24 protein-coding genes and 1 pseudogene are annotated in these 25,546 nt (G+C 71.1%); 9 read left to right on the forward strand and 16 right to left on the reverse strand.

Annotation, left to right across the window (positions count from 1 at the left end):
- Together ABT381_RS18370 and ABT381_RS18375 are read right to left on the reverse strand one after the other, a co-directional pair.
- Positions 1-239 (reverse strand): annotated as a pseudogene (locus ABT381_RS18370) (serine/threonine protein kinase); the annotation flags it as partial.
- 329 nt (positions 240-568) lie between these two features.
- Positions 569-1,456, reverse strand: a complete 888-nt coding sequence (locus ABT381_RS18375; protein ID WP_351594941.1) for a menaquinone biosynthetic enzyme MqnA/MqnD family protein — start codon at positions 1,454-1,456, stop codon at positions 569-571.
- 268 nt (positions 1,457-1,724) lie between these two features.
- Between ABT381_RS18375 and ABT381_RS18380 the strand changes: the two genes are divergently transcribed.
- Positions 1,725-1,928 (forward strand): cold-shock protein, encoded by a 204-nt coding sequence (locus ABT381_RS18380; protein WP_003984261.1) that lies wholly within the window; start codon positions 1,725-1,727, stop codon positions 1,926-1,928.
- Between the two features lie 260 nt (positions 1,929-2,188).
- Here the strand turns inward: ABT381_RS18380 and ABT381_RS18385 are convergent, their stop codons facing one another.
- Entirely contained in the window at positions 2,189-4,099 is a 1,911-nt protein-coding gene (locus ABT381_RS18385; protein WP_467754798.1) for an AMP-dependent synthetase/ligase, read from the reverse strand.
- Between the two features lie 113 nt (positions 4,100-4,212).
- A complete protein-coding gene (locus ABT381_RS18390) occupies positions 4,213-5,499 on the reverse strand; it encodes an acetyl-CoA C-acetyltransferase (RefSeq protein WP_351594944.1) in 1,287 nt (428 codons plus the stop codon).
- 71 nt (positions 5,500-5,570) lie between these two features.
- Between ABT381_RS18390 and ABT381_RS18395 the strand changes: the two genes are divergently transcribed.
- On the forward strand, positions 5,571-6,899 hold the full coding sequence (locus tag ABT381_RS18395; RefSeq protein ID WP_351594947.1) for a 3-oxoacyl-ACP reductase: 1,329 nt from the start codon (positions 5,571-5,573) through the stop codon (positions 6,897-6,899).
- Positions 6,899-7,762 (forward strand): MaoC/PaaZ C-terminal domain-containing protein, encoded by an 864-nt coding sequence (locus ABT381_RS18400; RefSeq protein WP_351594950.1) that lies wholly within the window; start codon positions 6,899-6,901, stop codon positions 7,760-7,762. The genes ABT381_RS18395 and ABT381_RS18400 overlap by 1 nt, the downstream gene beginning before the upstream one ends.
- A gap of 72 nt (positions 7,763-7,834) precedes the next feature.
- Here the strand turns inward: ABT381_RS18400 and ABT381_RS18405 are convergent, their stop codons facing one another.
- From ABT381_RS18405 to ABT381_RS18435, 7 genes are all read right to left on the reverse strand, one after another.
- Positions 7,835-8,485, reverse strand: a complete 651-nt coding sequence (locus ABT381_RS18405) for a TetR/AcrR family transcriptional regulator (protein WP_351594953.1) — start codon at positions 8,483-8,485, stop codon at positions 7,835-7,837.
- 118 nt (positions 8,486-8,603) lie between these two features.
- Positions 8,604-9,962, reverse strand: coding sequence for a dicarboxylate/amino acid:cation symporter (locus ABT381_RS18410; RefSeq protein WP_351594955.1), 1,359 nt, complete (start codon positions 9,960-9,962; stop codon positions 8,604-8,606).
- 335 nt (positions 9,963-10,297) lie between these two features.
- Positions 10,298-10,585 (reverse strand): DUF4229 domain-containing protein, encoded by a 288-nt coding sequence (locus ABT381_RS18415; RefSeq protein WP_351594958.1) that lies wholly within the window; start codon positions 10,583-10,585, stop codon positions 10,298-10,300.
- 93 nt (positions 10,586-10,678) lie between these two features.
- The gene (locus ABT381_RS18420) at positions 10,679-11,203 is read right to left on the reverse strand and encodes a GNAT family N-acetyltransferase (protein ID WP_351594961.1); all 525 of its coding nucleotides are present in this window, start codon (positions 11,201-11,203) and stop codon (positions 10,679-10,681) included.
- 47 nt (positions 11,204-11,250) lie between these two features.
- Positions 11,251-12,414, reverse strand: a complete 1,164-nt coding sequence (gene mqnE, locus ABT381_RS18425; protein ID WP_351594964.1) for an aminofutalosine synthase MqnE — start codon at positions 12,412-12,414, stop codon at positions 11,251-11,253.
- 64 nt (positions 12,415-12,478) lie between these two features.
- Positions 12,479-12,934: an Lrp/AsnC family transcriptional regulator gene (locus ABT381_RS18430; RefSeq protein ID WP_351594967.1), complete on the reverse strand. Its 456-nt coding sequence runs from the start codon at positions 12,932-12,934 to the stop codon at positions 12,479-12,481.
- A gap of 105 nt (positions 12,935-13,039) precedes the next feature.
- Positions 13,040-13,765 carry a UbiX family flavin prenyltransferase gene (locus tag ABT381_RS18435; RefSeq protein ID WP_351594969.1) on the reverse strand — a complete coding sequence of 242 codons (726 nt, stop codon included), beginning with the start codon at positions 13,763-13,765 and terminating at the stop codon, positions 13,040-13,042.
- A 125-nt stretch (positions 13,766-13,890) separates the two neighbouring features.
- On the opposite strand from ABT381_RS18435, the gene ABT381_RS18440 reads away from it, so the two are divergent.
- A complete protein-coding gene (locus tag ABT381_RS18440) occupies positions 13,891-14,475 on the forward strand; it encodes a rhomboid family intramembrane serine protease (protein WP_351594972.1) in 585 nt (194 codons plus the stop codon).
- Between the two features lie 90 nt (positions 14,476-14,565).
- Positions 14,566-15,282: a DUF4870 domain-containing protein gene (locus tag ABT381_RS18445; RefSeq protein WP_351594975.1), complete on the forward strand. Its 717-nt coding sequence runs from the start codon at positions 14,566-14,568 to the stop codon at positions 15,280-15,282.
- Between the two features lie 66 nt (positions 15,283-15,348).
- Here ABT381_RS18445 and mqnP read toward each other — a convergent pair whose 3' ends face one another.
- Both mqnP and ABT381_RS18455 read right to left on the reverse strand, forming a co-directional pair.
- On the reverse strand, positions 15,349-16,251 hold the full coding sequence (gene mqnP, locus ABT381_RS18450) for a menaquinone biosynthesis prenyltransferase MqnP (RefSeq protein ID WP_351594978.1): 903 nt from the start codon (positions 16,249-16,251) through the stop codon (positions 15,349-15,351).
- Positions 16,248-17,705, reverse strand: coding sequence for a menaquinone biosynthesis decarboxylase (locus tag ABT381_RS18455; protein ID WP_351594980.1), 1,458 nt, complete (start codon positions 17,703-17,705; stop codon positions 16,248-16,250). The genes mqnP and ABT381_RS18455 overlap by 4 nt, the downstream gene beginning before the upstream one ends.
- An 89-nt stretch (positions 17,706-17,794) precedes the next feature.
- On the opposite strand from ABT381_RS18455, the gene ABT381_RS18460 reads away from it, so the two are divergent.
- The 4 genes from ABT381_RS18460 (at position 17,795) to ABT381_RS18475 (ending at position 21,891) form a co-directional block, all read left to right on the forward strand.
- A complete protein-coding gene (locus tag ABT381_RS18460; protein ID WP_351594982.1) occupies positions 17,795-18,184 on the forward strand; it encodes a PLD nuclease N-terminal domain-containing protein in 390 nt (129 codons plus the stop codon).
- A 20-nt stretch (positions 18,185-18,204) separates the two neighbouring features.
- Entirely contained in the window at positions 18,205-18,633 is a 429-nt protein-coding gene (locus ABT381_RS18465) for a nucleoside deaminase (RefSeq protein ID WP_351595048.1), read from the forward strand.
- Positions 18,634-18,917: 284 nt separating this feature from the next.
- Positions 18,918-20,342, forward strand: a complete 1,425-nt coding sequence (locus tag ABT381_RS18470; RefSeq protein ID WP_351594984.1) for an alkaline phosphatase family protein — start codon at positions 18,918-18,920, stop codon at positions 20,340-20,342.
- Between the two features lie 187 nt (positions 20,343-20,529).
- Positions 20,530-21,891 carry a hypothetical protein gene (locus tag ABT381_RS18475; protein WP_351594987.1) on the forward strand — a complete coding sequence of 454 codons (1,362 nt, stop codon included), beginning with the start codon at positions 20,530-20,532 and terminating at the stop codon, positions 21,889-21,891.
- A 54-nt stretch (positions 21,892-21,945) separates the two neighbouring features.
- On the opposite strand, the gene ccsB is transcribed toward ABT381_RS18475, so the two are convergent.
- From ccsB to ABT381_RS18490, 3 genes are read right to left on the reverse strand one after another with little or no spacing between them, the layout of a single operon-like run.
- Positions 21,946-23,034: a c-type cytochrome biogenesis protein CcsB gene (gene ccsB / locus ABT381_RS18480; RefSeq protein ID WP_351594990.1), complete on the reverse strand. Its 1,089-nt coding sequence runs from the start codon at positions 23,032-23,034 to the stop codon at positions 21,946-21,948.
- Complete coding sequence (gene resB / locus ABT381_RS18485) at positions 23,031-24,770, reverse strand: cytochrome c biogenesis protein ResB (protein ID WP_351594993.1); 1,740 nt, start codon at positions 24,768-24,770, stop codon at positions 23,031-23,033. Before resB ends, ccsB begins: the two co-directional genes overlap by 4 nt.
- A gap of 4 nt (positions 24,771-24,774) precedes the next feature.
- Positions 24,775-25,545, reverse strand: coding sequence for a cytochrome c biogenesis CcdA family protein (locus ABT381_RS18490; protein ID WP_351594996.1), 771 nt, complete (start codon positions 25,543-25,545; stop codon positions 24,775-24,777).
- Position 25,546: the final 1 nt, after the last annotated feature.

A 25,546-nucleotide genomic window follows, 5' to 3' on the forward strand; every position in this document is an offset into this window, starting at 1 on the left:
GCGTCCAGGACGGGCGCGGTCCAGGCGCCGCCGACCCGGCGCGCGGCCGCCACCTCGCGCCGGAAGCGGGCCCGGAACTCGTCGTCGGCGGCGAAGTGCGGGTGGACGGCCTTCACGGCGACCGTGCGGCCGCCGGGGCTGCGGCCGAGGTAGACCCGGCCCATGCCGCCCGCGCCGAGCCGGGCGAGCAGCCGGTACACACCGATCTCCGCCGGGTCCTCCGCTGCCAGCGGCTGCATGGCCTCTCGCCTCCCCCTCGCGCCCCACCCGATGGGGTCAGCTTAGAGCGGCGGCGATCCCGCCAGCGGGGGAATGCGATCCGGCGGGGGTCGCCCGTCGGCCGGAAAGGGGGTGCTTTCCGGCCGATCGGGCGAGCGGGCGGCCGCCGGGAAATCGGACCGGGAATTCCGGAGGCGCCGTTTCCGGGAAAAGCCGGCCGAGTCGTTCGCCCGGAGTTCACGGAGAATTCCCGGACGGAAGGACGCCGGAACGCCGTCCCGATATATAGATGTATAGGCCAAGAAAAAAGCGAGGGGCCGGCGCTTCGTACAAGCGGCCGGCCCCCGGGTCAGGCGCCCAGCAGATCCACCCGTACGTCCGCCGGGAAGCCCGTCGTCGGGCCCGTGCGGCGGGCGAATTCCGTGACGCCGCGCAGCTGGTCGGGGCCGAAGCGGAAGTCCAGCGTGGTGAAGTACTTCGCGAGCACGTCCTCGTCGAAGTGCTCCCAGCGCGCCGCCTGCTCGGCGACCTTGCCGACCTCTTCCAGCGACAGGTCGCGGGAGGCCAGGAACGCCTCGTGCACCTTCTGCACGACGACCGGCTCGCGCTCCAGGTAGTCGCGCCGGGCCGCCCACACCGCGAAGACGAACGGCAGGCCGGTCCAGTCCTTCCACATCTGGCCGAGGTCGTGGACCTCCAGGCCGAGCCGGGGCGCCTCGTGCAGGTTGGCGCGCAGCGCGGCGTCCCCGATGAGGACGGCGGCGTCCGCCTCCTGCATCATCACGCCCAGGTCGGGCGGGCAGGTGTAGTACTCGGGCGTGACGCCGACCTTCTCGGCGAGCAGCAGCTGCGCCAGCCGCACGGAGGTGCGCGAGGTCGAGCCGAGCGCCACCCGGGCGCCGTCCAGCTGGTCCAGCGGCTTCTGCGAAACGATCACACAGGACATCACCGGGCCGTCGCAGCCGACCGCGATGTCGGGGAAGGCGACCAGCTGGTCGGCGTGCTTGAGGAACTCGACGAGGGTGATCGGTCCCATGTCCAGCTCGCCGCCGACCAGCTTCTCGTTGAGCTGGTCGGGGGTGTCCTTGGTGAGCTCCAGGTCGAGCAGGGTGCCCGTACGGGCCAGGCCCCAGTAGAGGGGCAGGCAGTTCAGAAACTGGATGTGGCCCACCCGCGGCCGGGCCCGGCGGTGGCCGGAGGTCGGTGCGGGTGCGTCTCCTACGGTTGAATTGTCCACATGTGGAGGCTAGACCCGCGCGGCGCGCCGTGCGGCGGCGGGGGCCTCCGGATGGTGGCGAGAACCGGGTGGGAACCCCGGCACGAAGTTAAACGTGATCTTTGGCTCTTCCGCCTTCTGAGCGCACCGTGCTAGGCTCAGCGCAAGTTGCAGTTTGGTTTCCCTTGCAGTACAGAGCCTGCGGATCATGTGACCCGCAGGCATTTGTAGTTTTCAGACTTCTTTGCAGGTTCTGGAGCAGGGCAACCCTTTGGCCCAAGGAGGGCTTATGGCTACCGGAACCGTTAAGTGGTTCAACGCCGAGAAGGGCTTCGGCTTCATCGCCCAGGACGGCGGCGGCCCCGATGTCTTCGTCCACTACTCCGCGATCAACGCCTCTGGCTTCCGCTCCCTTGAGGAGAACCAGCAGGTGAACTTCGACGTCACGCAGGGCCCGAAGGGCCCGCAGGCGGAGAACGTCACGCCGGTCTAAGTTGCCCGGTCCGACCGGATCGCGGTCGACGTAGCAGTACCCAAGGAGCCCCGCTCCGCCACTTCGGTGGCGAAGCGGGGCTCCTGCCTTTTCCCGGACCGGCGGCGCGAACCGGCGGCGTGCGCCGACTTCCTGAGCCGGCGTCCGACAAAACGGGCAGAAAAGGTGAAGCCCCGCGCCGCCTCCCCCACAGAGGCGACACGGGACTCCAGTCTGACGCGCCCGGTACAACGCACGACGGGCGGGGGTAGGTTCCGCGCTCAACTACTTTCGTACAACGCGTCGATGTCTTTCGCATAGTCCCGTGCAATGGCCACTCGCTTCAGTTTCAACGAAGGCGTGAGGTGACCGGCCTCCTCGGTGAAGTCGGCGGGCAGCACGGTGAAGCGGCGGATGGACTCGGCGCGCGAGACGAGCCGGTTGGCGTCGTCGACGGCGCGCTGCAGATCGGCGAGGAGCCGCTCGTCGCGCACCAGCTCCGCGAGCGGCACGTCCTGCTTCTTCTGCATCTGCCGCCAGTGCGCGAGCCCGTCCGGCTCCAGCGTGATCAGGGCCGTGATGTACGGGCGGTTGTCGCCGAGCACCAGGCACTGGCCGACCAGCGGATGCGCGCGCAGCCGGTCCTCCAGCGGCGCGGGCGCGACGTTCTTGCCGCCGGAGGTCACGATGATCTCCTTCTTGCGGCCGGTGATGGTCAGGTACCCGTCCGCGTCCAGCGCGCCGAGGTCGCCGGTGGCGAGCCACGCCTCCCCGTCCACCGCCGGCACGGCCGTCCCGCTCGCCGCGTCCCAGTACCCGCTGAAGACCTGGCCACCGCGGAGCAGTACCTCCCCGTCCTCGGCGATGCGGACCGCGCTGCCCGGCAGCGGCCAGCCCACGGTGCCCAGGCGCGGCTTGAGGGGCGGGGTGACGGTGGCGGCCGCGGTGGTCTCCGTCAGGCCGTAGCCCTCGAAGACCTGGATGCCGGCGCCCTCGTAGAACGCGGCCAGCCGCCGGCCGAGCGGGGAGCCGCCGCAGATCGCGTAGCGGACCCGGCCGCCGAGCGCCGCCCGGATGCGCCGGTAGACGAGCGGGTCGTACAGGCCGCGCGCGGCGCGCAGGCCGAGTCCGGGCCCCGGCCCCGTGCCGTGCTCCGCGGCCTCGACCGCCTCGCCGTAGCGGCGGGCGATCCGCGCCGCGCGGTCGAAGGAGGCGGCCCGGCCCATCTTCTCGGCGGTGGCCCGGCCGGTGTTGTGGACCTTCTCCAGTACGTACGGGATGGCCAGCAGGAACGTCGGGCGGAAGCCGGCCAGGTCGGCGAGCAGTTCCTCGGTCTGGATGCTGGGCGCGTGGCCCAGCTTCACCCGGGCCCGCAGGCAGCCGACCGCGACCATCCGCCCGAAGACGTGCGAGAGGGGCAGGAAGAGCAGGGTCGAGGCGGGGTCCTTGCTGACCGACTTGAAGACCGGGTGCAGCAGTTCTATGGAGTTGTCGACCTCGGCGAAGAAGTTGCCGTGGGTGAGGACGCAGCCCTTGGGCTGTCCGGTGGTGCCGGAGGTGTAGATCAGGGTGGCGGTGTCGGCGGGGCCGCGTGCGGCGCGCCGCTTGGTCACCTCGTACGAGGACAGGTCGCGGCCCGCCGAGGTGATCTGGGCGACGGCGCCGGTGTCCAGCTGCCAGAGGTGGGCGAGGCCGGGGAGGCTCCCGCGCACACCGCTGATCATGCGGGTCTGTTCGACGTTCTCCACGACGCAGGCCCGGGCGCCGGAGTCCTGCAGGATCGACTGGGCCTGGTGGGCCGAGGAGGTCGGGTAGAGGGGGACGGTGACCAGCCCCGCCGCCCAGGACGCGAAGTCGATCAGGGTCCACTCGTAACTGGTCCTGGCCATGATGGCGAGCCGGTCGCCGGGGCGCAGGCCGTGCGCGATCAGCCCCTTGGCGAGGGCGAGTACCTCGTCGGCGAAGTCGGCGGCGGTCACGTCGCGCCAACTGCCGTCGTGCTGCCTGCGGCCGAGCACGACATCGGTGGGGGCCGCGGCGGCGTTGTCGAAGGGGATGTCGCCCAGGGAGCCGGTGGGGACGGCGGGGGCGAGCGGCGGGACGGAGACCTCGCGGACGACGCCGTCCTCGACGGTCCTGCGCGGCGGTACCAGTACGGGCGTTCTGGGTGGTGCGGCTTCCTGGCTGGACACGAGCGGCTCCTTCGGTGCTGCTGCGGTACGGCTTCGGCTGCTGCTGGGTACGACTTCGTACGGGCTGCCCGGCTGCCCTGACAAGGGTTCTTACGCGCGCTCCGGAATCTTTCTCACGCGCGCTCCAGAATCGCCGTCACGCCCAGTCCGCCCGCCGCGCAGATGGAGATCAGCCCGCGTACGGGCCTGCCGTCGGCGGCCGGTTCGCGTGCGGCCAGGAGCTCGGCGAGGGTGGCGACGATGCGGGCGCCGGTCGCGGCGAAGGGGTGGCCGGTGGCGAGCGAGGACCCGGCGACGTTGAGCCGGTCGCGGTCCACGGGGGCCAGCCCCCGCTTCTCCCAGGCGGCGAGGGTGGCGAGCACCTGGGAGGCGAACGCCTCGTGGATCTCGACCAGGTCGAAGTCCTCGATGCCGAGCCCGGCCCGCTCCAGCATCCGCGGCACGGCGTACGCGGGCGCCATCAGCAGCCCGTCGTCACCGTCCACGTAGTCCACCGCCGCCGTTTCATAAGCGGTGAGGTGGGCCAGCGGCGTAAGGCCCCGCGCGCTCGCCCACTCCTCGCTCGCCAGCAGGACGGTCGCCGCGCCGTCCGTCAGCGGCGTGGAGTTCCCCGCCGTCATGGTCGCGTCGCCGTCCCGGACGCCGAAGACCGGCTTGAGGCGGGCGAGCTTCTCCACCGTGGAGTCCGGCCGGAGGTTCTGGTCGCGGTCCAGGCCGCGGAAGGGGACGACCAGGTCCTTGAGGAGACCGCGGTCATAGGCGGCGGCGAGCCGCTGGTGGCTGGTCGCGGCCAGGGCGTCCTGGGCCGCGCGCGGGATGCCCCACTCCTTGGCCGTACGGGCCGCGTGCTCGCCCATGGAGAGCCCGGTGCGCGGCTCGGCGTTGCGCGGGATCTCGGGGACGAGGTGGCGCGGGCGGATCCGGGAGAGCTGCTTGAGGCGGGCGCCGGCCGTCTTCGCGCGGCGGGTCGCCAGCAGAATCTTCCGCAACTCCTCGTTGACGCCGAGCGGAGCGTCGCTGGCGGTGTCGGAGCCGCCGGCGATCGCGCTGTCCGTCTGGCCGAGGGCGACCTTGTTGGCGGCGGCGATGACGGCCTGCAGGCCGGTGCCGCACGCCTGCTGGATGTCGTACGCGGGGGTGCGCGGGTCCAGGCCGGAACCGAGCACCGTCTCGCGGGCCAGGTTGAAGTCGCGGCTGTGCTTGAGCACCGCGCCCGCGACGAACTCGCCGATCCGCTCGCCCTCCAGGTCGAACCGTTCCACCAGGCCGTCCAGCGCGGCGGTCAGCAGCTCCTGGTTGGCGGCGGTGGCGTACGGGCCGTCCGAGCGGGCGAAGGGGATGCGGCTGCCGCCGATCACCGCGACCCGCCGAATGCCTGCCGCGCTCTCCTGCGTACTCATCCTCGACCAGCTCCTGACCCTTGAGTAACCTTACTCAGAAGTAAATTTACGCGAGATCCAGGAGCCGGCCAATGCCCGATCGCTACCTTCGTTTCACGCAATCCGGTCCGGGCCGCTTCGTGACCCGGCGGCTGGGGCTGCCGCAGCCGGCGCCGCTGCACCGGTGGAGCGCGCGGCGGCCGGTGCTGGACGGGCCGCTGCTGCAGCTGACGGCGGGGAAGAGCACGGTCGAGCCCGTGGCGGTGCTGGCCCGCGCCGGGCTGCCGGTGCACACCACCCGTCAGGACGGTGCGCGGTACGCGGCGGTCGTCGTGGACGCCACCGGCGCGGACGAGGTGGCCGCTCTGCGCGAGGTGTACGCCGGGCTGCATCCAGTACTGCGGTCGCTGACGGACGACGCCCGGGTGGTCGTACTGGGCTCGGCGCCCGACCCCGCCGACCATCACCAGGCCGCGGCGCAGCAGGCCCTCGAAGGGTTCGTACGGTCGCTCGGCAAGGAGGTGGGCCGCGGCCGCACGGCCCACCTGCTGCGGCTGGCCCCGGGCTCCGCCGGGGCCGCGGAGTCCACCCTGCGCTTCCTGCTCTCGCCCCGGTCCGCGTACGTCAGCGGGCAGGTCATCGGCGTCGAATCGGCCGACGACGTGACCGTCCCCGAGGACTGGGACCGGCCGCTGGACGGGCGTACCGCGCTGGTGACCGGGGCCGCGCGCGGCATCGGCGCGGCGGTCGCGGAGACGCTGGCCCGGTGCGGCGCGCGGCTGGTCTGCCTGGACGTGCCGCAGGCCGAGGCGGACGTGCGGGCGGTCGCCGAGCGGCTGGGCGGGCAGGCCCTCACGCTGGACATCACCGCGCCCGACGCGGGCGAGCGGATCGCCGCCGCGCTCCCCGACGGGCTGGACGTCCTCGTCCACAACGCGGGGATCACGCGGGACCGGCGGCTGGCCAACATGGCGGCCGACCGCTGGGACTCCGTACTGGACGTCAACCTCGCCTCCGTCCTGCGGACCACCGACCACCTGCTGGCCGCCGGCACGCTGCGGCGCGGTACGGGCCGGGTCGTCGCCACCGCGTCCATCGCCGGGATCGCGGGCAACACCGGGCAGACCAACTACGCGGCGAGCAAGGCCGGGATCATCGGGCTGGTGCGCTCGCTGGCACCGCGAGCCGCCGCCGAGCACGGGGTCACCGTCAACGCGGTCGCGCCCGGCTTCATCGAGACGAAGATGACCGCGGCCGTGCCGCTCTTCATCCGCGAGGCGGGCCGCCGGATGAACTCCCTCGGCCAGGGCGGCCTGCCCGTCGACGTCGCCGAGACCATCGCCTGGCTCGCGAGCCCGGCCTCCGGCGGCGTCAACGGCCAGGTCGTCCGGGTCTGCGGCCAGAGCCTGCTGGGGGCGTGATGACGGACGTCTCCCTGAAGCGCGCGCCGCGCCTGATGCCCGCGCTGGCCAAGGGAGTGGTGACCGGCGTCGGCAAACGGCCGCGGGCGGACGCGCCGCTGCCCGCCGTACGGCTCACGCTGCCCGGCGTACGGGCCGACGCGGCACGGACCGCCGCGTACGCCGAGGTGTGCGGCTTCGGCGCGCCCGGCCCGGTACTGCCGGTCACCTATCCGCACATCCTCGGCTTCCCGCTGGCCGCGCGGCTGATGAGCGCCCGGAGCTTCCCGCTCCCGATGCTCGGCCTCGTCCACACCACGATCGAGATCGCCCAGCACGCACCGCTGTACGCGGACCGCCCGCTGGACCTGACGGTGTACGCACAGGAGCTGCGCCCGCACCGGCGCGGCACGGAAGCCGTGCTGGTCACGGAGGCCCGGCGGGACGGCGAACTGGTGTGGGAGGACCACAGCACGTACTTGGCCCGGCACCGCACGGAGGCCACGACGAGCGCTCCCCCGCCGGACGACACCGCCGACCCCGAACTGCCGCAGCGCACCGAGTGGCGGCTGCCCGCCGGCCTCGGCCGCCGGCACGCCGCCGTCTCCGGCGACTACAACCCGATCCACCTCCACCCGCTGACCGCCCGCGCGCTCGGCTTCCCGCGCGCCCTCGCGCACGGCATGTGGACCGTCGCGCGGTGCGCCGCCGAGGCCGTACCGGCCGACGCCCCGGCGCTGCGCCTCAGCGCCCGCTTCCGCGCCCCGGTCCTGCTCCCGGCGACCGTCACATACGCCTCCGACGGCCACGCCTTCCGGCTGACCGGCGCATCCGACCGGAAAGAGCGCATCCATCTGGAGGGGAACATCCGAATACCTGGTTGACCCGCGCGCGGGTCGTCGCGGCGACACGGCCCGGACCCCGCTGTGCCGCCGCGGCCGCCCTCCCGCGCCGGGTCACCCGCCGGGCGCCCACCGCTCGCCGCCCATCAGGCGGCCCAGGCCGGTCCAGGCGAAGTTCATCAGCGTCGCCGCGGTCTCCTTGGCAGAGGGGCGGGCGTCCTCCGGGCGGGCGTTGGCCCACTCGGCGAGCGACTCGGCGGACCCGACGAGCGCGTGGGCCAGCCCGGACACCTCGCGCTCGGCCAGGCTCTCGTCACAGCCCGCCTCCCGCGCCGCGGCCCCGATCAGGCCGGTCACGAACTCGATGATCTCCGCCCGCATCCCGGCGACCTGCAGGGCGAACGGCTCACCGTGCGTACGCGCCTGCTGGTGCAGCACCGCCCATCCCTCCGGATGCTCGGCGGTGTGCGCGAAGAAGCCCTTCAGCCCGCTCCACAGCTGCCGGTCCGCCGCCGCGCCCTGCTCCACGGCGCCGCGCACGGCCGCGACCAGCGCCGCCGCCTCCCGCTGGACGACCGCGGTGAACAGCTCCTCCTTGGAGTTCAGATAGAGGTAGACCAGCGGCTTGGACACCCCGGCGACCTCGGCGATCTCGTCCATCGAGGCGGCCCGGTACCCCCGCCGCGCGAACGTCAGCACGGCCGCGTCCATCATCTGCTGCTCGCGCACCGCCCGCGGCACCCGCTTGCTCTTCACGCCACCCACACCGAATGTCCTTCCACCCCGCCCGCTTACCGCAAAGTAAGTTTACGTACCGCCAACGCCCCGCGCCCCGGAGCCGGGTGGCTTCGGGGCGCGGGGCGTCGACGGATCGGGGCTGCGGTCAGCCCGCCGCGGGGGCCGGGACCGTGACCTTCTGGTCGGCCTCGGCCGCGGCGGTCGCCAGGTCGGGGTCGCCGTCCAGGCTGATGCTGGTGGCGTTGGCGTACGCCTCGCGGTCCAGGATCTTCTCCTTGGCGGAGACCAGGATCGGGATGACGGCCTGGCCGGCCACGTTGGTGGCGGTGCGCATCATGTCCAGGATCGGGTCGATGGCCATGAGGAGACCGACACCGGCCAGCGGGAGGCCCAGCGTGGACAGGGTCAGGGTCAGCATGACCGTGGCGCCGGTGAGGCCGGCGGTGGCGGCCGAGCCGATGACCGAGACGAAGGCGATCAGGACGTAGTCGCCGACGTGCAGCGGGACGTCGAAGATCTGCGCGATGAAGATCGCGGCGAGCGCCGGGTAGATCGAGGCGCAGCCGTCCATCTTGGTCGTCGAGCCGAAGGGCACCGCGAAGGACGCGTACTCCTTCGGGACGCCGAGGCGCTCGGTGACCTTCTGGGTGACCGGCATGGTGCCGACCGAGGAGCGGGAGACGAAGGCCAGCTGGATGGCGGGCCAGGCGCCCTTGAAGAACTGCAGCGGGCTGACCTTGGCGACGGTCGCCAGCAGCAGCGGGTACACGCCGAACAGCACCAGCGCGCAGCCGACGTAGATGTCGACGGTGAAGGTCGCGTACTTGCCGATGAGGTTCCAGCCGTACGTGGCGATCGCGTTGCCGATGAGGCCGACGGTGCCCAGCGGGGCCAGCCGGATGACCCACCACAGGGCCTTCTGCAGCAGTTCGAGCACCGAGCGGCTGAGCTTGAGCACCGGCTCGGCCTTCTCGCCCAGCTGGAGCGCCGCGATGCCGACGACGGCGCCCATGAAGACGATCTGCAGGACCTGCAGCTGGGTGAAGGGCGTGATGATGTCGGTCGGGATGATCCCGGTCAGGAAGTCGATCCAGGTACCGGCGTGGTCGGGCTTGGAGCCGTCGGCGGGCGTGAGGCCCGTGCCGGAGCCGGGGTTGGTGACCAGGCCGATCGCCAGGCCGATCGCGACGGCGATCAGCGAGGTGACCATGAACCACAGCAGGGTGCGGGTGGCGAGCCGGGCGGCGTTGTTGACCTGCCGCAGGTTGGTGATCGACACCACGATGGCGAAGAAGACCAACGGGGCCACGGCCAGCTTCAGCAGCTGGACGAAGAGCTCACCGATCTTGCCGAGGGTGGTGACCAGCCAGCCGATGTCGCCGCTCTTGGCGATCCAGCCGAGGAGCACACCGAGGACGAGACCCAGCAGGATCTGGGCCCAGAAGGGAACCTTCGGTATGCGGGAGGTCTTGGGAGAGGTGGTCTCGGAAGACGACGTGGACAACGGGCACACTCCGGGTGCAATGCGGGCTTCGAGGAAGGGGCGTGGAGCGCCAGGAGGTCCGTACGGGATCTCCGGCCGCTGCGGTCGATGCTCAGCGGCGGCAACAGGCCGCGGACAGACAGCGGCAAAGATCGACGTGCAGGCGCACCACGAGCGGAACGCTCATGGCGAATCGGTGCGCGGCTGCTGTCATCATGTCCAATACGTTAACACTTGAACTTTGGGGTACTCAAAGAAAATCTTTGGCATCCCGGACGCCCGGACAGGACGGAAAACGCCAACGCCCGCCTGGGGAGCGGAAACTCCCCGGGCGGGCGGCGTCGGTGTGAGGCGCCTTACACGCCGTCCTCCTGGCTCTGGCTGGCGGCGAGCCGCTCCTTCTGGCGGTCCACCCTGGCCACGATCTGCTGGGACATCGCGTCCCGCTGCTTGCGCAGCAGCACGAAGCTGAGCGGCGCGGAGATCACGATGGCGAGCAGCAGCAGCCAGATGGTGTTCGAGGCGCCGACGGCCAGCGGAATGACGTGGACGTACGCGAGGCCCCAGACGACCGCGAAGCAGACGACAAAGAGGCCCACGCGGGAAGCGGTGTACAGGAGTGCGGCGTGCTTCTGGCTGCTCACGGTCGGACCTTCTTCTCAACGACAACCGAAAGGGTCTGCATCCAGTCAAGCACAGCAGTCTGTGTGATCTTCCCCGCCCCCGGAACCGGCGCCTCAGTGCAGCTCGCGCCACATGGTGACGTCGTCGCGGTAGTCGTCGGCGGCGACCTTGATGGCGTCGGGGACCCGGCCGACCTCCTTGTACCCGCAGGAGGCGTAGAAGCGGTCCGCTCCCGTGCCGCCGCGGCAGGTGAGCCGGAGGGCGCGTATCCCTTCGGTGGCGCTCGCGGCGTCCTCGACCGCGGCCATCAGCTCGCGGCCCACTCCCTGCCCCTGCAAGGAGGGGTGCACCATCACGCTGTAGACCCACACCCAGTGCTGCATCAGGCGGTGCCGGTTGCGGTAGAGCCACGCAGTCGCCACCGGGGTGCCGCCCGAGTCCCGGCCCACTATGAGGCGGGCGTCACCCTCGGCCATGATGGCGAGGTGCTTCACCAGGTCGGGACGGATGTCCTCGATGGTCACCGGCGGTACGAAGCCGACCGCGCCACCGGCGTTGGACACATCGGCCCACAGCGCGCAGATCCCGTCGCGCAGTTCACGGGTGACAGAAGGGTCCAGGTCGAAGCGCACGCTCATGACCTGGACCCTAATCCGTCACTCAAGTGATCGGAAAACCCTTTCCGTCACACCCGCATCGCCTGCGGCTCCTCGCGGCGGTTCGCGTCCGGGCCCGGGTACTCGCGGATGATCTCGTACCGGGTGTTCCGCTCGACCGGCCGGAAGCCCGCGTCCGTGATGAGGTCCAGCAGGTCCTCGCGGGTGAGCTTGTTCGGCGTGCCGTAGTTGTCGGCGTCGTGCGTGATCTTGTACTCGACGACCGAGCCGTCCATGTCGTCGGCGCCGTGCTGCAGCGCCAGCTGCGTTGTCTGCAGGCCGTGCATGACCCAGAAGCACTTCACGTGCGGCACGTTGTCGAAGAGGAGGCGGGAGACCGCGAAGGTCTTCAGGGCCTCGGCGCCGGTGGCCATGGTCGTGCGCGCCTGGAGCTTGTTGCGGACCTTGCCGTCCTTCATGTCCACGAAGTCGTGCTGGTAGCGCAGCGGGATGAAGACCTGGAAGCCGCCGGTCTCGTCCTGCAGCTCACGCAGCCGCAGCACGTGGTCGACGCGGTGGCGCGGCTCCTCGATGTGCCCGTACAGCATCGTGGAGGGCGTCTTGAGGCCCTTCTCGTGCGCCAGGCGGTGGATCCGCGACCAGTCCTCCCAGTGGGTGGCGTGGTCGACGATGTGCTGCCGGACCTCCCAGTCGAAGATCTCCGCGCCGCCGCCGGTCAGCGACTCCAGGCCGGCGTCGATCAGCTCGTCGAGGATCTCGGAGGCGGTCAGCCCGGAGATCGTCTCGAAGTGGTGGATCTCGGTCGCCGTGAACGCCTTCAGGCCGACGTTCGGCAGCGCCTCCTTGAGGGCCTTCAGGGAGCGCGGGTAGTAGCGCCAGGGCAGCGTGGGGTGCAGGCCGTTGACGATGTGCAGCTCGGTGAGGTTCTCGTTCTCCATGGCCTTGGCCAGGCGGACGGCCTCCTCGATGCGCATCGTGTACGCGTCCTTCTCGCCCGGCTTGCGCTGGAAGGAGCAGTAGGCGCACGAGGCGGTGCACACGTTCGTCATGTTGAGGTGACGGTTGACGTTGAAGTGCACGACGTCGCCGTTCTTGCGGGTGCGCACCTCGTGCGCGAGGCCGCCGAGCCACGCCAGGTCGTCGGACTCGTAGAGGGCGATGCCGTCCTCGCGGGTCAGCCGCTCACCGGCGTGGACCTTCTCCTCCAGCTCGCGCTTGAGCCCAGCGTCCATACCGGTCCGCCTCCATCGTTCGTCTCTGCGATCACTGCCAAAACGGGCTTCAACGAGCGTACGCCTACGACTCCTCGGGCAGCTCGCCGACCCGGTTCTCCCACTTCGTGGAGAGCACGATCGTGGTGCGCGTACGGGAGACGCCCTTGGTGCCGGACAGCCGGCGGATGGTCCGCTCCAGGCCGTCCACGTTGTCCACGCGCACCTTGAGCATGTACGAGTCGTCGCCCGCGATGAACCAGCAGTCCTCGATCTCGGCGAGGTCGCGCAGCCGGTGCGCGACGTCCTCGTGGTCGGTGGCGTCCGACAGCGAGATGCCGACCAGGGCCGTGACGCCCAGGCCCGGCGAGGCGGCGTCGACGGTCGCGCGATAGCCGGTGATCACGCCGGCCGACTCCAGCCGGTTGATGCGGTCCGTGACGCTGGGACCGGAGAGGCCGACCAGTCGGCCGAGCTCCGCGTACGAGGCCCTGCCGTTCTCGCGCAGTGCCTGGATGAGCTGCCTGTCCACCGCGTCCATTGCGTCCCCGACCTTTCAATCTTTCCGCACTGCCACTACTGATTACAGAATCTAAGGCATGCAGGGCGACTTGAGCCCGCAATCCCAGGTAAAATCACAAGTTGATCATTGGCTTCTGCCGGAGCGATCGGCGCTGCCGCCGCCGAGCTCGCCCGACCAGCGGCGGTACAGGCCGTGCGGCACGCCCGCCGCGTCCAGCGCCCGGCCCGCCACGAAGTCCACCAGGTCCTGGATGTGCGTCGCCCCCGCGTAGAACGCGGGCGAGGCCGGCAGCACCACGGCGCCCGCCTCGTCCAGGGCGACCAGGTGCTTGAGGGTCTGCCCGTTCAGCGGCGTCTCGCGCACCGCGACGACCAGCTTCCTGCGCTCCTTCAGCGTCACGCTCGCCGTCCGCTGCAACAGGTCCTTCGACAGCCCCAGCGCCACCCCGGCCACGCACGCCGTGCTGGCGGGCACGATCACCATGCCCTTGGCCGGGTACGAGCCCGACGACGGGCCCGCCGCCAGGTCGCCGGCCGCCCAGTACCGCACGTCCGCCAGGTCCGCCTCGGTGACCGGGAAGGTCTCCGGCTTGCCGTCCGCGCCGCGTGCCAGCCATTCGCGCAGGTCCGTGCGCCAGTGCGCGTCCCGGAAGGAGATCCCGGTCTCGTCCAGCAGCGTCAGCCGCGAGGCCCGGCTCACCACCAGGTCGACGGCCTCGCCCGCGGCCAGCAGGCCGCGCAGGACGGACGCGGCGTACGGGGTCCCGGACGCGCCGGAGATCCCGACGACCCACGGTCTGCGGTGACCGGTACCGGCGTGCTGACTGGTGACGTTGTGCGGCGGCTCCACGGCACCGAGCCTATCCGGCGGAACCAGGAGCACCGTCACAGCCGTTGTTGGTTGTGAGCTCGTGCGGCCACGCCCGGCGCACGGACTCGGCGGACACACCGACGGGCGGGCGAGGAGGGCCGGACATGGGAGGACGCGCCAAACCCGCTGCGCTGCTGGTGCTGGCCTGGGTCGGGCTGCTCTGGGTGCTGGAGGCGGTGGACGCGGCCGGCGGGCACGCGCTGGACACCTTCGGCATCCGGCCGCGCGAGCTGAGCGAGCTGGTCGACGTGCTCCCGGCGACCGCCGTGCACTTCGGCTTCGCCCACCTCATGGCCAACACCCTCCCGCTGCTCGTGCTCGGCTTCCTGGCCGGGCTGCGCTCCGGGGTGCGCAGACTGGCCGGCGTCGCGCTGCTCATCGCCGTCATCAGCGGTCTGGGCGTCTGGCTGATATCGCCGCAGGGCAGCAATACCGCGGGCGTCTCCGGAGTGATCTTCGGGCTCTTCGGCTATCTCGTCGTGCGCGGCTTCATCGAGCGCAAGGCGCTGGACATCGCCATCGGCGTGCTCGTCGCGGTGCTCTACGGCTCGATCCTGTGGGGCGCGCTCCCGGCCTCGAACGGCATCAGCTGGCAGGCGCACTTCTTCGGACTGGCCGGCGGGGTGCTGGCCGCGTTCGTCTTCCGCGTGCGGACGCCGGGACTCCGCTCGGGAGGCCGCGTCCCGTAGTCTCTGCACGCGGCAGCGCCGGGCCAGGGCGCGCCGCCCGGCGCCCGGCGCTGCCGGTCACACCAGTTACGTCATCGGGGGGATCAGCCCGTGGTCGAGTTCGACAAGTCCGCATCCGAGCCGCCGTCCGAGGGCCCGCCGCCGCAGCAGAACGGCGGGCAGCAGGGGCAGCAGCCGTACGGCCAGCCCTACCCGCAGCAGGGGCAGCAGCCGTACGACCAGCAGCAGGGCCAGCAGCCCGGTTACGGCTACGCCCCGCCGCCCGGCCCCGGCCAGCAGCCGCCGTACGGCGGCCCCGGCGGTCCCGGCCCCGGCGGTCCCGGCTGGGGCCCCCAGCCTCCGGGATACGGCTACCCCGCCGCGCCCCGGCCCTCGACCTCGCCCGCGATGTGGTCGCACCTCGGCGCGGTGCTCACCGTCTTCGTCGGCACGGGCGTGTGCTGCATCGGCATGCTGTGCGGCTGGATCGCCCCGCTCGCCATCCGTAACAACGCGCAGAACGAGCACGACCCGTACATCCGCCACCACTCGGCCCAGGGGATGAACTACGGCATCACCCAGGCGATCATGGCGGTGATCACCGGCGTGCTGTACTTCGCCGTGGTGATCGGCGCGGGCCTGACCGCCGACTCCGGGACCGGCGATCCGGGCGTGGTCTTCGCCGTCCCCCTGATCTGCTTCCTCGTCCTCTTCGGCGCGTACTGGATCACCACGCTGGTCTTCGGGATCATCGGCACGGTGAAGGCCAACAGCGGGGAGATGTGGTCCTACCCCAAGTTCCTGGCCTGGCGCTTCGTCAAGAACTGAGGCCGCGCCCGAGCGCGCGGAAGGGCCGGTACCCGAGCGGGTACCGGCCCTTCCGCATGCGCCGGATCAGAGCGTCAGGCCGCGCACCAGCAGGTCCAGCAGCGCGCAGACGAACAGCGCTATCCCGATGAACCCGTTGACCGTGAAGAACGCGCGGTTCAGGCGCGACAGGTCGTGCGGCCGGACGATCGTGTGCTCGTACAGGAACGCGCCCGCGACGATCACCAGGCCGACCCAGAAGAACGCACCGGCGCCGGTGGCCAGCGCGTACCAGACCAGCAGCACCATCGTGACGGCGTGGCAGGCGCGGGCGCCGTGCAGCGCGCCGGGGATGCCGAAGCGGGCCGGTACCGACTTCACGCCGTGCGCGCGGTCGGCCCGCACGTCCTGGCAGGCGAAGATCAGGTCGAAGCCGCCGATCCAGACGCCCACCGCGAGGCCGAGGATCACCGCCTCCCACGACCAGCTGCCGGTGATCGCGAGCCAGGCGCCGATCGGGCCGATGGCCTGGGCCACCCCCAGGATGGCGTGCGGGAAGTTCGTGAACCGCTTGCCGTACGGATAGACCACCATCGGGACCACCGCGACCGGCGCCAGCGCCAGGCACAGCGGGTTGAGCAGCGCGGCGGCGCCCAGGAAGACGACGACGGCGACCAGCGCGCCGGTCCAGGCCGACCGGACCGAGACCGCGCCGGTGACCAGCTCGCGGCCGGCCGTGCGCGGGTTTCGGGCGTCGATCTCGCGGTCGATGATGCGGTTCGCGGCCATCGCGAAGGTCCGCAGGCCGACCATGCAGACCGTGACCAGCAGCAGCCGGACCCAGTGGATGCTGCCGTCGTGCAGGAACATCGCGGTCAGCGCGGCGATGTACGCGAAGGGCAGCGCGAAGACCGAGTGCTCGATCATGACGAGCCGCAGGAAGGCCCGGGTGCGGCCCGGCTGCGGGATCGCGGCGGCGGAGGCGCTCACAGCCCGTACTCCTTCCAGCGCTTGGTGACCCGTTCGGAGATCTCCGGGTCCGAGACGATCATCTGCGGCCAGCCCCCGTCCCGGGTGTAGCCCTCCTCGGGCCACTTCGCGGTCGCGTCGATGCCGGCCTTGCCGCCCCAGAACTGCTGGTACGAGGAGTGGTCCAGGTGGTCCACCGGGCCCTCCACTACCGTCAGGTCACGGGCGTAGTCCGTGTTGCCGAGCGCGCGCCAGGACACCTCGTGCAGGTCGTGCACGTCGCAGTCGGCGTCCACCACGATGATCAGCTTGGTCAGCGACATCATGTGCGCGCCCCAGATGGCGTGCATGACCTTCTGCGCGTGCTTCGGGTACTTCTTGTCGATCGAGACGATCGCGCAGTTGTGGAAGCCGCCGGACTCCGGGAGGTGGTAGTCCACGATGTCCGGGACGATGATCTTGAGGAGCGGGAGGAAGAACCGCTCCGTCGCCCGGCCCAGCGGCCCGTCCTCGGTCGGCGGCCGGCCGACCACGATCGACTGCAGCAGCGGGCGCTTGCGCATCGTCACGCAGTCGATGGTCAGGGCGGGGAAGGGCTCCTGCGGCGTGTAGAAGCCGGTGTGGTCGCCGAAGGGGCCCTCGGGGAGCATCTCGCCCGGCTCCAGCCAGCCCTCCAGTACCACCTCGGCGTTGGCCGGCACCTGGAGCGGCACGGTCTTGCAGTCGACCATCTCGATCCGCTTGCCCTGCACGAAGCCCGCGAAGAGGTACTCGTCGATGTCGCCGGGCAGCGGCGCGGTCGAGGCGTACGTCACGGCCGGCGGGCAGCCGAAGGCGATGGCGACCGGCAGCTTCTCGCCGCGCCTGGCGGCCACCTGGTAGTGGTTCCGGCTGTCCTTGTGGATCTGCCAGTGCATCCCGATGGTGCGCTTGTCGTGGCGCTGGAGGCGGTACAGACCGAGGTTGCGTACGCCGCTCTCGGGGTCCTTGGTGTGGGTCAGCCCCAGGTTGAAGAACGAGCCGCCGTCCTCGGGCCAGGTGAACAGGGCCGGCAGCTGTTCGAGGTCCACCTCGTCGCCCTGGAGCACGACCTCCTGGACGGGCGCGCCCTCGCCCTTCACCTTCTTCGGCGGCACGTGCGTCATGTTCGCGAGCTTCCCGAAGGCCTCGCGGACGCCGACGAAGCCCTGCGGCAGCTCGGGCCTGAGCAGGCCGCCGATCTTGCCGCTGATCTCGTCGTAGGACGACAGGCCGAGCGCCTTCAGGAGGCGGCGGTCGGTGCCGTAGACGTTCATCGCCAGGGGCATCGCCGAGCCCTTGACGTTCTCGAAGAGGAGCGCGGGTCCGCCGGCCTTCTGCACCCGGTCGACGATCTCCCCGACTTCCAGGTGGGGGTCGACCTCGGCCTTGATCCGCTTGAGGTCACCTTCGCGGTCGAGCGCCCGGAGGAACGAGCGAAGATCGTCATAAGCCATGCATCCCAGTATCCGGTACGCACTACCCTGGACTGGTCACTGGGGCCGCGCTCACCGGCCCGCCCGGCCACTCCCAGGGGGAGCGACACATGCTGCGGGTGCTGATGATCCTGGTGCCGCTGGCACTGAGCATCTACGCGTTCATCGACTGCGTCACCACCGATGAGCGGCATGTGCGCCACATGCCGAAGGTGCTCTGGGCGATCCTCGTCCTGCTCTTCCCGCTCGTCGGGTCGGTGTCCTGGCTGATCGCCGGGAAGGACCGGGCGGCGCTCGCCGCCGGGGGCGGCGCGCCGGGGCGCGGCCGGGGCGGCTGGGTGGCGCCGGACGACAACCCCGAGTTCCTGGAGAAGCTGGGCACGCGGGAGCGGGCACAGCGGCGGGACGAGGACGAGGCGCTGCTCAAGGACTGGGAGGCGGACCTCAAGCGCCGCGAGGAGGAGCTCCGCCGCCGGGAGTCCAAGGAGGGCGACGAGTGAGGGGCTCCGACGCGTCCGCGATGCTGGCCGCCGCGGTGGCCGAGGCCCGGGCCGGGCTCGCGTCCGGCGGCGTCCCGATCGGCGCCGCGCTGTTCGGCGCGGACGGCACGCTGCTCGGGCGGGGACACAACCGCCGCGTGCAGGACGGGGACCCCTCGACGCACGCGGAGACGGCCGCCTTCCGGGCCGCCGGACGGCAGCGCTCCTACAAGGGCACGACCATGGTCACCACGCTCTCGCCCTGCTGGTACTGCAGCGGGCTGGTGCGCCAGTTCGGGATCTCCCGGGTGGTGATCGGCGAGGCGGAGACATTCCACGGCGGACACGACTGGCTGGCCGAGCACGGCGTGGAGATCGTGGTGCTGGACGACCCGGAGTGCGTCGCGATGATGCGCGCGTTCATCGCGGACCGGCCCGAGCTGTGGCACGAGGACATCGGCGAGGACTGAAGAGGGCCGAGGGACCGGTGCCGCCACCCCAACGCCACGACGCCACGACCGTGCACCTGAGCCTCCGTCAGGAACCGGGCCGCTCCCTCTAGGCTGACCGCGCAGAGATCATCTTCCGAGAACATGCCTGGCCAGCGCCTTTTGCCAGGCAATATTCGTCTGTTCACGGTCAATTGATGCACGATTCACGCATCCCCTCCTGCCCGCCGCGCCTCCCTGCCGCGACAGTCGGTTCGGCCCTCAGCGGGCCGGACCGACTCAGGGAGACACAGGGAGGGGCACCCATGCCCGACATGACCCGACGCAGACTCCTCGGCTCCGCCGCGGGGGCGGTGGGCGGCGCCGCCGCGCTGTCGCTGCTGCCGCCGAGCGTGCGGAAGGCCGTCGCGGCCGGGCCGCCCCGGCACGGCTCGCTCGACGAGATCGAGCACGTCGTGCTGCTGATGCAGGAGAACCGCTCGTTCGACCACTACTTCGGGACGCTGCGCGGCGTACGCGGCTTCGCGGACCCCGACGCGCTCACCCTGTCCACGGGGCGCTCGGTCTTCCACCAGCCGGACGCGGTGAACCCGGACGGGTACCTGCTGCCGTTCCACCTGGACACGCACAGCTCCAGCGCCCAGGCCATACCGTCCACCAGCCACGCCTGGTCCGTCCAGCACGAGGCGTGGAACGGCGGGAAGATGGACCGGTGGCTGCCCGCGCACCGCAAGGCGGACGGGAAGAACGGCCCGTACGTGATGGGCTATCACACCCGCGCGGACATTCCCTTCCACTTCGCCCTCGCCGAGGCGTTCACCCTCTGCGACAACTACTTCTGCTCGGTCTTCGGGCCCACCTGGCCGAACCGGCTGTACTGGATGACCGGCACCATCGACCCCGGCGGCACCCACGGCGGCCCGGTCCTGAACAACACCGCTCCCCAGCCGTACCGCTGGACGACGTACGCCGAGCGGCTGCAGGCGGCGGGCGTGAGCTGGAAGGTGTACCAGCAGGACGACGACTACGGCTGCAACCTGCTGGAGCAGTTCCAGGCCTTCCGGGACGCCGAGCCCGGGGACGCGCTGTACGAGCGCGGGGTGCGGCCGCAGCCCGCGGGCACCTTCGAGGACGACGCGCGGAACGACCGGCTGCCGGCCGTCTCCTGGATCATCCCGACGGCGGCGGAGTCGGAGCACCCGGACTACCTGCCGGCCGCGGGCGCGGACTTCGTCGCGCGGAAGATCGAGGCCATCGCCAGTAACCCGAAGGTGTGGCGGAAGACCGCGTTCATCCTGAACTACGACGAGAACGACGGGCTCTTCGACCACGTGCCGCCGCCGGTGCCGGCCGCCGGCACGAAGGACGAATTCGTCGGCGGGCTGCCCATCGGCGGCGGCTTCCGCGTGCCGTGCCTGATCGTCTCGCCGTGGACGGTGGGCGGCTGGGCCGCGGGCGACGCCTTCGACCACACCTCCGTACTGCAGTTCCTGGAGCGCTTCACCGGCGTCGAGGAGCCGAACATCTCCGACTGGCGCCGGTCCACCTTCGGCGACCTGACCTCGGCCTTCGGCTTCGGCGCCGCCCACCGCCCACCGCGGCTGCCGCGCGACACCGCCGAGCGGCTGGCGGAGGCCCGGCGCGAGGTCGCCACCCTCCCGAAGCCCACCCTCCCCGGCGCTGACCAGTCCCCGCCCCACCAGGAACCCGGCGCCCGCAAACGCCGCTGAACCAGCGGCGGTCCGCCGCTGTCAGTGCCGTGCCTTAATCTTCTGCTCGGCGCGACGAACCGGTCGCGACCAGGGGGTTTCCCCTGCTCGCGGCCGGCCCGTACCCCCCATCGCCATCCTCGCGGCCGGGTCTTCCGGCCGTCGGTTCAGCCTGCTCGTCACCGAGCTCGTACAGAGGATGAAGCACTTGCGCACACGAAGACGCCTCAGCGCCCTCACGCTGACCGCCCTCGTCGGTACCGCCACCCTCGTCGGCCCCGGGTCCGCCGGACCCGCGTACGCCGACAGCGCCACCCCCCTGCCCGCCGACTGGATCACCGACACCGTCGTGGACGGGGTCCACCAGCGGGTGTTCATGAGCGCCCCGAACAGCGACAGCGTGCTGGTCGCCGACTACGACGGCAAGCTCGTCGGGCAGATACCGGGCGAGCAGGGCGCGTCCGGTCTCGCCCTCTCCGAGGACTCCGGCACGCTCTACGTCGGGCTATCCGAGGGCGAGGCGGTCGCCGCGATCGACACCGGCTCCCTCACCGAGACCGCGCGCTACGCGACCGGTACGGGCAACCAGCCGTCCACCCCGGTCGTCACGGGCGGCAAGGTCTGGTTCAGCTTCTACGGCCCCAAGGGCGGCGGCATCGGCTCGGTCGACCTCTCGGGCGCCGACCCGGTCGTCAGCACCGAAGAGGTACCGGCGTACGCCTGGTACAACGCCCCGCTGCTGGTCGCCTCGCCGGCCGCGCCGAACACGATCGTCGCGGGTGAGGTGGGCTCCAGCCCGGCCACCGTGGGCGTGTACGACGTGTCCTCCGGGCACCCGGTCGAGAAGGCCAAGGTCTGGAACCCGGGCGACGGTTCCTCCACCACCTCCAACCTCCGCGACATGGCCATCGCCGCCGACGGCGAGAACGTCGTCGTGGCCAGCGGCGCGCCGTACAAGCAGCAGGTCTTCAAGCTCTCGGACCTGTCGGCGAACGGCAGCTACCCGACCAGCCCGTACCCGAACGCGGTGGCCATCGCCCCGGACGGCACGGTCGCCGCGGGCATCGACGGCTACTACGAGGACGACATCTACCTCTTCACGCCGGGCGGGGCCGCCGCGTACCGCACGTACGAGGTCAAGGGCACGACCAACGCGACCCTCGCGACGCGGGGCCTGGAGTGGGCGCCGGACGGCAGCCGGCTCTTCGCCATCACCGGCTCCGGCTCGACGACCGAGCTGAAGGTCCTGACCGAGGCCGCCAAGGCCGACTCCCGGCTGACCGCGACGGCGCCCGCCACGGCCCCGTCCGGCCCGCCGCTGACCGTCTCCGGCACGCTGTCCGCCAAGCTCCCGTACGCCGACGGCACCTCCGTCGAGGTGACGCGGACCGGCCCGTCTGGCGGCTCGGCCGTCCCGCTCGGCAGCGCAACCGTGGCCGCCGACGGCACCTTCTCGGTGACCGACCGGCCGCGCGGCGAGGGTGAGGTGACGTACACCGTCACCTACAAGGGCGACGCGCGCCACACGTCGGCGACGGCGACCGCCACCATGCAGCTGACCCGCCGCTGACAGAACAGCCGCGGCGGACGGGAGACCCGTCCGCCGCGGCTGGTGTCAGTTCGGTCAGACCCCCGCGTAGGAGTGCAGGCCGGTGACGAAGATGTTCACGCCGTAGTAGTTGAAGAGGTAGCAGGCGAAGGCGATCAGGGCCAGGTAGGCGGCCTTGCGGCCCTTCCAGCCGGCGGTGGCGCGGGCGTGCAGGTAGCAGGCGTAGGCGACCCAGGTGATGAAGGACCAGACCTCCTTGGGGTCCCAGCCCCAGTAGCGGCCCCAGGCGGCCTCGGCCCAGATCGCGCCCGCGATGATCGTGAAGGTCCACAGCGGGAAGACGGTCGCGTTGATGCGGTACGCGAACTTGTCCAGCGTGGCGGCCGCGGGCAGCCGCTCCAGTACCGACGTGGCGAAGGCGCCCGGCTGCTTCCCGCTCGGGTCGGCGAGCTTGGCCTCGTAGCGGTCGCGGAAGAGGTACAGCAGGGTGGCGACCGCGCCCATGTAGAGCACCGCGCCGGAGATGATCGCGCAGCTGACGTGGATCCACAGCCAGTACGAGTGCAGCGCCGGGACGAGCTGGTCGCTGGCGGTGTAGAGGACCGAGATGGCCAGGCCCAGGTCCAGCAGGACGGTGGTGACCAGCGGCAGGCCGATCCAGCGCACGTTCTTCTTGGCGATCAGCAGGATCAGGTACACGGCCACCGCGACGGCCGCGAAGGTCGTGGAGAACTCGTACATGTTGCCCCAGGGGGCACGCTCCACCGACAGGGCGCGGGTCAGCACGCCGCCCACGTGGATCAGCCACGCCAGTACGGTCAGCGAGATCGCGATCCGGCCGTACAGGTCGCCCTTCTCCGTGCCGCCGTGCGCGCCGACGCCGTCGGGCACGTCCCGGCTGCCGGCCGCGGAGCGGGTGACGATCTTGGGGCGGTCCAGTACGGCGGTGCCGCCCGCCTTGGCCTTGGCCTGCACCGTCACGGCGGGCGCCGCCGCCTTGTCCGCGGTGAGCGCGGCGGCCGTACGGGCCACCTTGCTCCGGCTGCCGAACACCCACTCCGCCATGTGCGCGAGGAACGCGAGGGTGTAGACCGCCATCGCCGAATAGATCAGCACATTGCTGGTGTGGGCCAGATTCTCGTTGGCCGCGGCCGCGAGGTTCACGCGCGCGCTCCTTCGGAGGGGTCAGCGGTACCGGCGGAGTCGGTCGGCTCCGCGGAGTCTTCTGCGTGGGGGTCGGAGTCTTCGGGGTCCGGCTCGGGCGCCTGCGGGGCGTCCGGCTGGAGGGCGTACGCGAGGTCCGACAGCTCTTCGGGGAGCTTGGGGGACTCGCTGCGGCCGAGCCCGGCGATCTCCACGACGGTGACGCCGTCGGGGCCCGGCTCGGCGCGGACCCACACCCGGCGGCGCTGGATGAACAGCGAGCCGGCGAGGCCGATCAGGGCGGCGACCGCGCCGCCCAGCGCGAGCCCGTTGCCCGGCTGGTGGGAGATCTTGAAGCTGGCCCAGCTCTTGACGCCGTTGAACTTGATGCTGCCGTCGCCGTTCGGCAGCTTCATGGACTGCCCCGGCGACATCATCTGGGCGACCGCGGCGCCGTCCTTCTTGTACTGCTTCAGGTTCTTCGTCTCGAGCTGGTAGACGTTCTGCGGCAGGCCGGAGTCCACGCCCAGGTCACCGTGGTACGCGGTCAGGGTCAGCCGGGGATTGTCCAGCGCGGGGAAGACCGAGAACATCGAGCCCGAGCCCTTGCCGCCGAAGGTCGGGACGAAGAAGCCCTGGAAGCCCAGCTGGTTCTTCTTGCCGTCCTTGGTCTTGGCGCCGGGCACCTTCACCACGCCGCTGGAGGTGAAGTTCTTCGGGTCCTGCGGGAGGAAGGGCACCGCGCCCTCGTAGACGACCTTGCCGGTGCCGTCCTTGACGGTGACGTCGGGCGCGTAGCCGTGCGAGAGCAGGTAGACCCGGTCGCCGCCGATGTCCAGCGGCTCGTTGACCTTGATCGAGGTCTTGTGCTCCTTGCCGTCGGCACCGCTGAAGTACCTGACGTCGGCGCGGAAGACGCGCGGGGTGCCCGTCTGCGGCCCGGACCGTTCGTACGTGGCGACGAACTTGTCGAGCTGGAAGCCGAACGGCTCCAGATCGTTCGTGTCGAAGAACGAACCGGACTTGAAGTCGTCGAACTGGGTCAGGCTGTTGGAGAAGCCGTCCCCCTCGGTGACCAGCTTGCCGCCCTCGGACTTCCACAGCTGGCCGACGGCGAACGCCACCAGCATCACGATCAGCGCGATGTGGAACATCAGGTTGCCGGCCTCGCGGAGGTACCCCTTCTCGGAGGCGACCGAGGTGCCCACGATGTGGGTGCGGAAGCGGCGCTTCTTCAGCGTCCGGTGAGCAGCCTGGAGGACCTGCTCGGGCTCGGCGGTGGTGCGCCAGGTGGCGTACGCGGGCAGCCGGGTCAGCCGGCGCGGGGCGCCCGGCGGGCGGCCGCGCAGCTGGCCGACGAACTGCCAGGTCCGCGGGATGATGCAGCCGATCAGCGAGATGAACAGCAGCAGGTAGATCGCGGAGAACCACACCGAGCTGTAGACGTGGAACATCCCGAGCTTGTCGTAGATCGGCCCGAGGATGTCGTGCTGCTTCTGGAACTGATCGACCTTGACCGGGTCGATGCTGGTCTGCGGGATGAGCGAGCCGGGAACGGCGCCGAGCGAGAGCAGGAAGAGCAGGATCAGCGCCACCCGCATCGAGGTCAGCTGGCGCCAGAACCAGCGGGCCCAGCCGATCGGCCCGAGGGAGGGGAAGGAGACCTCCTCCTTCGGCGCGGTGGACAGCTGGGAGCCCGCGGCGCCGAGGTCGGCGTCCTGCGGGGTGTCGCTGTGGATGTCGGTCTTGGCGGCCATCAATTCAGATCCCAACGGTGAAGCCGGTCGTCCAGCTCTGCAGCTCGGACATCATGCTGTCCCAGATTCCTGTGACGAGCAGGACGCCGATCACCACGAGCAGCCCGCCACCGGTCCGCATCACCCAGACATAGTGGCGCTTGACCCAGCCGAACGCGCCCAGCGCCTTGCGGAAGGCCAGCGCGACCAGGATGAAGGGCAGGCCGAGGCCGACGCAGTACGCGATGGTCAGCAGCGCGCCGCGGCCCGCGCTGGCCTCGTTGAACGACAGGGCGTTCACGGCGGTCAGGGTGGGGCCCAGGCACGGCGTCCAGCCGACGCCGAAGAGCACCCCGAGCACGGGCGCGCCCACCAGCCCCATCGCGGGCCGCTTGTGCAGCATCCGGAACTCACGCTGCCCGAAGCGGCCCAGCACACCCATGAAGGTGAGGCCGAGCAGGATGGTCAGGGCGCCGAGCACCCGGGAGATGACGTCCTTGTAGTCCTGGAGCGTCTGCCCGAAGTACCCGAAGAGGGCACCGCCCGAGACGAAGACGACCGTGAAGCCGAGGACGAAGAGGGCGGCGCCGCCCAGCATCCGGCCGCGCTTGGCCTCGCCGAGGTCGGTGCCGGTGACGCCGGTCACGTACGACATGTAGCCGGGCACGAGCGGCAGTACGCACGGGGAGAAGAAGGACACCAGGCCGCCGAGCAGGGCGACCGGCAGGGCGACCAGCAGGGCACCGGTGAGCACGGTCTGGTTCGGGGCTGTGCTTGCGGCGGCGAGCGCGATCACA

Source organism: Streptomyces sp. NPDC000151 (assembly GCF_040301705.1).
GTDB lineage: Bacteria > Actinomycetota > Actinomycetes > Streptomycetales > Streptomycetaceae > Streptomyces.